Annotated in this window: 5 protein-coding genes; 3 read left to right on the forward strand and 2 right to left on the reverse strand. The window is 66.4% G+C overall.

What is annotated here, in order from left to right; translation table 11 throughout:
* Positions 1-177: 177 nt before the first annotated feature.
* Positions 178-1,155, reverse strand: coding sequence for an ATP-dependent DNA ligase (locus ACFYNL_RS39475; RefSeq protein ID WP_388813043.1), 978 nt, complete (start codon positions 1,153-1,155; stop codon positions 178-180).
* 130 nt (positions 1,156-1,285) lie between these two features.
* The gene (locus ACFYNL_RS39480; RefSeq protein ID WP_388813046.1) at positions 1,286-1,534 is read right to left on the reverse strand and encodes a DUF6207 family protein; all 249 of its coding nucleotides are present in this window, start codon (positions 1,532-1,534) and stop codon (positions 1,286-1,288) included.
* Positions 1,535-2,004: 470 nt separating this feature from the next.
* Between ACFYNL_RS39480 and ACFYNL_RS39485 the strand changes: the two genes are divergently transcribed.
* The 3 genes from ACFYNL_RS39485 to ACFYNL_RS39495 all read left to right on the forward strand — a co-directional run bounded on the left by ACFYNL_RS39485 (position 2,005) and on the right by ACFYNL_RS39495 (position 6,582).
* Positions 2,005-2,634, forward strand: a complete 630-nt coding sequence (locus ACFYNL_RS39485; RefSeq protein ID WP_388813049.1) for a hypothetical protein — start codon at positions 2,005-2,007, stop codon at positions 2,632-2,634.
* On the forward strand, positions 2,631-4,568 hold the full coding sequence (locus ACFYNL_RS39490; protein WP_388813051.1) for an ATP-binding protein: 1,938 nt from the start codon (positions 2,631-2,633) through the stop codon (positions 4,566-4,568). Before ACFYNL_RS39485 ends, ACFYNL_RS39490 begins: the two co-directional genes overlap by 4 nt.
* A 67-nt stretch (positions 4,569-4,635) precedes the next feature.
* Complete coding sequence (locus tag ACFYNL_RS39495; RefSeq protein ID WP_388813053.1) at positions 4,636-6,582, forward strand: hypothetical protein; 1,947 nt, start codon at positions 4,636-4,638, stop codon at positions 6,580-6,582.
* The last annotated feature ends 151 nt before the right edge of the window (positions 6,583-6,733 follow it).

The following is a 6,733-nucleotide window of genomic DNA, read 5'->3' on the forward strand; positions in this document are numbered from 1 at the left end:
GTTCCCGTCGGCTGATAGTCGCCGTCCGGGGCCCCAACGCCGTCGCCTCGGACGGCAGCGGTACCGGCTTGAGCGACGGCAACGACTCCTAAGCTGGCGGGATGGGCGGCGCGGACGCGTCTCGGGGCGGGCTCAGTTGCGTTGCGCGTCGGCAGGGCCGCCCTGCCCGTGGCGCCGTCAGTGCGGCGGCACCGTCCAGCGGGGGATGTCGGCGGGGGAGAGGTCGGGGCGGGCACGGTGCCAGCGTGCGGGGTGGCGCCACCGGCCAGAGGAATCGCGGGCGACGTCGACGCCGACCTCGACCACCAGCTCGGGTTCCACCAGCGTTACGTCCAGCGTCTCCCGGCTGCCCCACTCGGCGGAGAACGACCAGCCCGTCCACGGATGATCGCGCCGGGCCGGAGCGAGTAGCCCGGCGACCGCGCTGCTCGCCGCCTGGGCGAGAGTGGTGGTGCGGCCGGTGAGCTGCAGGCGGCCATGGTCGTCGTACCTGCCGAGCAGCAGACTGCTGGGAGCTGCCAGGGAGCCGGTGACGGCGCCGACGATCGCCTCGGTCGTCTCACGCACCTTGTACTTCCGCCACCCGCGCACCCCAGGCTCGTACACGCTGTCCAGCCGCTTAAAAAGCACGCCCTCCATCCCGACCGACGCCCACGTCAGCCACTCACGCACCGTGTCCGGGTCGGTGGTCGACGGGCACAGCACCCACGGGGCGGACAGGCGGCGGGCGGCGAACACTGACTCGAGCGCGGCCCTGCGCCGCTGATACGGCCAGCTGGTCGTGTCGGTTGCGGACAGCCGCAGTAGATCGAACGCGACGAAGTGGGCCGGCCACTCGCCTGCTGCCCGGGCCGCCCCGGCTCCGCGCCGCTGAAGCCGGTTCTGCAGCCGTTCGAAGGCGAGTCGGCCCGCCTCCCATACGACCAACTCACCGTCCATCGCGGTAGCCTCAGGGAGCTGTGCGGCCCCAGCCACGATCTCCGGAAACGAGGCCGCCATCTCAGTGCCGCGCCGTGAGCGCAGCACCACCCGGCCCGCGTCCACGGAGATCAGGGCCCTGAACCCGTCCCATTTGGGCTCGCTGGCCCACCCCGGCTGCAGAGCAGGATCGGGCACGGGGGCGGCCAGCATTGGCTCTGGCAGCGTCCACGTCACGCACCATGCCTTCCACCCGTGCCGTCGGCTGCCCGGGTGACCGCTTGGCCGGACCGGTCTTGGTCGGGCCCGTGGTCGCGGGGCGAGGGGGCCCCCGACCATGCTGACGCTGACGACGTTCCTTGGCTGGTCAGCCGGTCACCGGGTCAAGCTCGCCCTCCTCCTGGTGCTCTGAGTCGAGTTCCTGGCGCAGGTCCAGGAAGCAGCGCAGCCGCACGCCCGGCTCGCCGGGCTCCCGGGCCGTACGGTCCGCTGGCGCCATCCCCCAGCGCGCGGCGAGCAGCTCCTGGACCGCGAACGCGGTCTCGTCATCCGCAGCCGCGACCTCCACCACGGCCAGACCCGGCCCTGCCACATGCGCATCATTGATCTGCCTCATGCCTGGCACTACGCGACAGCAAGCCCGAAGGTTCTGCGTTCCGGCGGGCTTCACCCGACCGAGAAGGGCCCCATAGGTTGCGGCATCTGTTGCGCTTGATGTTGCGCGGGCCTTCACAGCGCCCTGAATTTTCGTGCAGGTCCCACCACGTACGGGCGTGGGTCGGGGCGCTGACATCCCCGTTGCGGCCGCTTTCGCCCATGCCCTGGTGGAGGGAGAGGGAGGGCGGGATGGGCGGCACGGACGCAACCGGGGATCGGGACCCGCACGCCTGGGTGTGCGTCGGCCGGGGCCGCCGCGCCGTGCCGCCGCCAACACGGCTCCGACTGCGGATTGTGCTGGATCACTTACGCAGGAGTCATGATTCGTGCTACTCGTCTACAGGGCGATGTAAGCGAGATCGGCGGGGGCGTATGGCATCGGAGGACGTCCAGGTACGGACACGGAGGGCGAGCCGCGTCCAGGATGCTGTGCGCATCCTCTTCCTGTTGGATCACTGTCCACACCCGGATAGCGAGTGCCCAGCCCATCCGGACGCAGTGGCGGTGCTACGCGGGCAGAAGAGGCTTCAGGCGCTCGACTTCTGGCTCCGTAACCCCGATTACCTCGCCGATGAACTGTTGAACGCCGCGGAGGCCGGCCGGAGCGTTCCGGGAGTCAGCCCGGTCGACCGGGCAGCTGCATTGCTGGAAGGCGATGAGCCGGATCTCGAGTCCTATCCCATGATCCGCTGGCGTTATGGCGCCTACGAGTCACTCGATGACGCACTGGCGTTGCTGGTCGCTCATGGGTTGATCGGCATCGACGCGATCGGGACAGCACCTGACATCGACCGCTGGGATTACTGCTTGCTGCCGGCAGGCCGACAGGATGCACAGGAGATGCGCTCGCAGGAGCCCGATCTGTCTTGGTACGACGAACGCGCCGCACTGGTGCTGCTGCTGGCCGGGGACCGCAGCGGCAGTGCCTTGAAAGAGCTCCAGTACGCGCAGGGTGAGTACGAACGAACCCACATGGGTGAGGACATCGCTGGCATTCTCCCGCGCGTCCGGGCCCGTTTGGCGGCGCTGCAGAGCAAGGTGAGCGAGGGAAGCGCATGAGTAACTTCACCGAGGCCGTTGCCCGCCGTGCCGGCGTGGACGTCGCGGAGGCCGCAGCAGTGCTCGAGCACCACCGGGTACGGGAGAGCGGCGTGCTGCCGCGACCGCACCGCCTGGCACTGACCTCGATCAAGTTCTCAGGAACCAAGGCAGGCAAGTTCACCGACGACTTCCGCTTCAGCTGGCCGCTTAGCGACGGGTTGTGGTGCCTGGCCGGCGACAACCTCAAAGGCAAAAGCACTGTCCTGGAAGTGATCTGGTGGTGCCTGCGCGGCAAGAACAAACGGCTGCAGGACACCGCACGCAGATGGATCTCCCACGTTCGGCTCGAAGGCCACATCGACGGTGAGCCCTTCAGCGTGGAGTTCCAGCACAAGGACGGCGTACCCACCGGACGCCTGGAGACCGGAAAGACCACCCCCGGCATCGACTTCGCCGGCGAAGCCGAGTTCGCCTCCGTGATGAGCCAATTCATGATGAACCGTCTCAACCTGGAGATCCTCCGAGGATGGCACTCCGACGTCAAAGGCGAAGAAGACGGCAAGGCCACCGTCACCGACTGGGCGCTGTTCAGCCACGCACTGATCTGCCGCAACCGCAACGCTGAAGTCCTGCTCGGAGAGACCAGCGAGAACGGATCCGTCGTCAGCCTGCTGCAGATGTTCATCGGCCTTCCCTGGACCAGCACACGCCGTGACGCCGAGACCGCCCTGAAGACTGTCCGGCAGCACCAGCGGGGGGTGAAGCGTCGGGCCACCGAAGACACCCAGGCCCGTGCGAACTCCCTGCAGCAGCTAAAGGACGAGATCACTGCTGCCGAGGCGGCCCTCGCCAACATTTGTGCCGCCCCTGCCCTGGAAGACCAAGCCCTGGCTATCGAGCAAGCCGCGGCCTACGTTGCGTCCTGCGCGGAACGCCATGCCACTGCCGTAGAGGTGCATCTAACCGTCCAGCAGAACTACACAGAGCTGCACCAGACACTCGTGGAAGACCGGAAGCGGCTACGCGACATGAAGGAGAACACGGCAGCCAAGCGGTACTTCGGGGCTCTGGCCCCGACGTGTTGCCCGCGTTGCACCACCTCCGTCGCTGACCTCGCTCAGGCACGCGGCGACCAGACGGCGGACCACTGCTCCGTATGCGGCAGCGCACCTCCCGAGGATGCTCCGGAGGACACCACAGCTATCGACCAGCTGAGTGCGAACATCGCCTTTCTGGCCGCTGCGGACGACCAGGCCCGCACAGCGCTGCGGCGTGCGGAGAAGGAACGGAAAGAGGCCGAAGCCCAGCTCGACGCAGCCCGTCGTGCGATGGCCGCCGCCCAAGCGTCACTACCGGATGCCTCCGTTCTGCGACGCCAGCTTGACCTGGAACGCCTGCGCGGCGCCCTGAGAGAACGCGAAGCCACCCACGCTCGCGCGGGTGGAACAACGTCGCCGGCCCCAGAGGAGACGATCCTGGAGGCTGCGTACAAAGAAGCCGACGCGCGCGCCGGAAAGGCGAGCAAGCCCATCATGGACCGGGTCAGCAGCGAAATCTTCGACCTCGCCGTCCGACTGGGATACGACAACCTCCAAGGCGTAAAGCTGCAGGCAAACGGCCCCATGAAGCTCCAGCTGGACGATGGACCGTCCTGGTTCCAGAAGGTGACCGAGGGCGAACAGCTGCGTCTGCGCATGGCCACGTTGCTGGCTCTCCTCCGCGTCGGCCAGCAGCATGGCGGACGTCATCCCGGACTCTTCCTTATCGACTCCGCCGGTGCCCAGGAAATGATCCCGACCGACCTTGCCGAGACGCTGCAGCAGCTTCAGGCGATCTGTGAAGAGACCGACGGGCTGCAGATTGTCGCCGCTACAGCCAACCGTGAACTCGCCCGTACGGTCATCCCTGACGACCGCGCGAAGATCGCTGAAGCAGGGGCCTTCATGTGGTGACCATCACTCCACCGACGCGCTAACGCGTCATCCCTCGCAGGCCGCCGCACGACAAGGAGGGCCCACCGTGACGCCGCTCGAGACACTCCTGGCTCGCCGCGGAGACGCCCCCACACTCGAAGAATTCGGCGGCGAAGATCGATTCTTTGCCCAGGCGGATGAACTTGGCACCTCTCGACTGTGGTTCCGCGCGGCCGAGACGCTTCTTGCTGCCTGGAGCCGTCTCAACAGCACAGACCGGGCCGCATCCTTCATCGCCGAAGCACTCACGGCGGAGAACCGGCCGGGCGTCGTCGGAGACCTCCTTGACCGACTGTGCGACCACCCCGGGTACCTGAGGGACCACGCCACCACGCTGAATCGAATCGCCCTGCGACGGGCCGAGGCTCATGCCACAGCCCTCGACGCCGAAACCGCAGGCCTCTTCCTTGAAGCCGCACTCCGCCTGGCACTCGCCGGAGGAGCCATCAAGCGTTACGGGCTTCTTGATGTCCTTACTGACCCGCAATCCCCCTACGCACCCATCGGATACGCACGCCAAGTCGTACGGGCGCTCGGAGTAGCGTACGAACAATGGCGCGATTCAGACCTAACTACCGCACTCCATGCATTCCTCGACATACCGCAGCTGCGGTCCGATGCCGCGTTCGAACTGGCCATGTGCCACCTCTCCGATGCCTTCAACGCCGCAGACCGACCCAGCCTCCTCACCCAGCTCACCACTAGCCGCACCCGCTTCACTGAAGCCATCGACTCCGACGAGGACCGCCCCGACGCCACGGCATACCGGGCCGCGATCAACGCTGTCCTGGCGTTCGAAGCCAACGACAACGAAGCCCTCAGCAGCGAGGCAGCGCAGGTACGCCGCTCCACCTCTGAACACGCGCTCTGGCTCACCGGTCTACGAACAGGCTGGCGAGATGGCCGCTACGACACCGAAGCAGCCTGGTACACCCTCAGCACTGACCTCGAGCACGCCGCCGCCCACCTTGATTCGCCCCTCCCCACCTGGCCAAGCCAGACGATCCAGCACATCCTCGCCGCCTACACCGCTCACCGCTCCGTACGCCTCACCCCAACCGGCGACGCCTCTGCGCTGCAGCTCCTCGTAGCCCCTCGTATCGAAGATGCCTTTGCCGCCCGCGAAGGACTCCTGCTGCACGTTCACGCGCTGCTCGCCGACGCCCCACCCGGCTGGGACAGGCAGGCTGCCGAGGAACTCCGGTCAGCAGTCGAGTCCCGGCTCGGGCTTCCACCTGAAGAACCTGAGGACGGCCCGGGAAAAGACGGAGCGGCCGACGACTTGGCCGCCGAACTTGGTAGGCAGGTTCTAGCAGCCCTGCCCCCCGACACGCTCAGCGGCCTACACGAGCAGCTCACCGACACTTACAGCGCTCACATCAAGACGCTGCCCAAAGCAGAGCAAGACCTCTTCAATGAGGTCATCAGAGGACTGCAACCCTGCCCGGACTTTCAGTCCTTTTCGGTACGGCAGCACTTCATCCGCCTCGTCACGGCGACAATCCGATTCCTCGCGAACAGGACGAACCGCGGCCGTGACAAGCACACGAAGAAGACTGCCTACCTCTTCGCGCCCAAGCCTGGAGACAAGCTCCCGCTGGAGATCGAACTGCAAGAAGATCTACACGACTACCTCGACAGCGCCTGCTTCGAAGTACAGATGGAAACCATCGACCGCAGCGGAGGCCGCGCCGACGTCCTGGTGATATTTCCCGGGTTCAGCATCGTGATCGAGTGCAAGCGCGAACTCAGGAAGGCAGAACCTGAAGACCTGAAGCGCTATCTGTGGCAAACGGTGGCCTACCAAGCCGCAGGAGTCACGCTCGGCATGCTTGCCGTTCTGGACCTCACACCGAAGCCCCAGTGGCTTCCCAACCTGCGCGACAACATGTGGACCGAACACATCCCCGCTCCCAATTCCAGACAGTTGGATCGATGGGCGGTTGTCATGAGGGTCCCAGGAAACCGCACTACCCCCCACGACATGTCATGACAGAAGCGAACGAATAACGGCACGGAGCCCCGGACGTGTCTCGCCCGGGGCCTAGATGTGCTGACCGGACAGGTTGGTGACGCGGCTGGCTGGTGTTTGGCCGCTGATGCCGGTGTGGGGTCGGTGGTAGTTGTACCAGTCCAGCCAGTCG

The sequence above is a fragment of the Streptomyces sp. NPDC007808 genome (assembly GCF_042868655.1).
GTDB lineage: Bacteria > Actinomycetota > Actinomycetes > Streptomycetales > Streptomycetaceae > Streptomyces.

Coding starts and splice junctions, on each gene's coding strand:
- ACFYNL_RS39480 (WP_388813046.1), bottom strand. CDS start 1,534: ATGAGGCAGATCAATGATGCGCATGTGGCAGGGCCGGGTCTGGCCGTG.
- ACFYNL_RS39490 (WP_388813051.1), top strand. CDS start 2,631: ATGAGTAACTTCACCGAGGCCGTTGCCCGCCGTGCCGGCGTGGACGTC.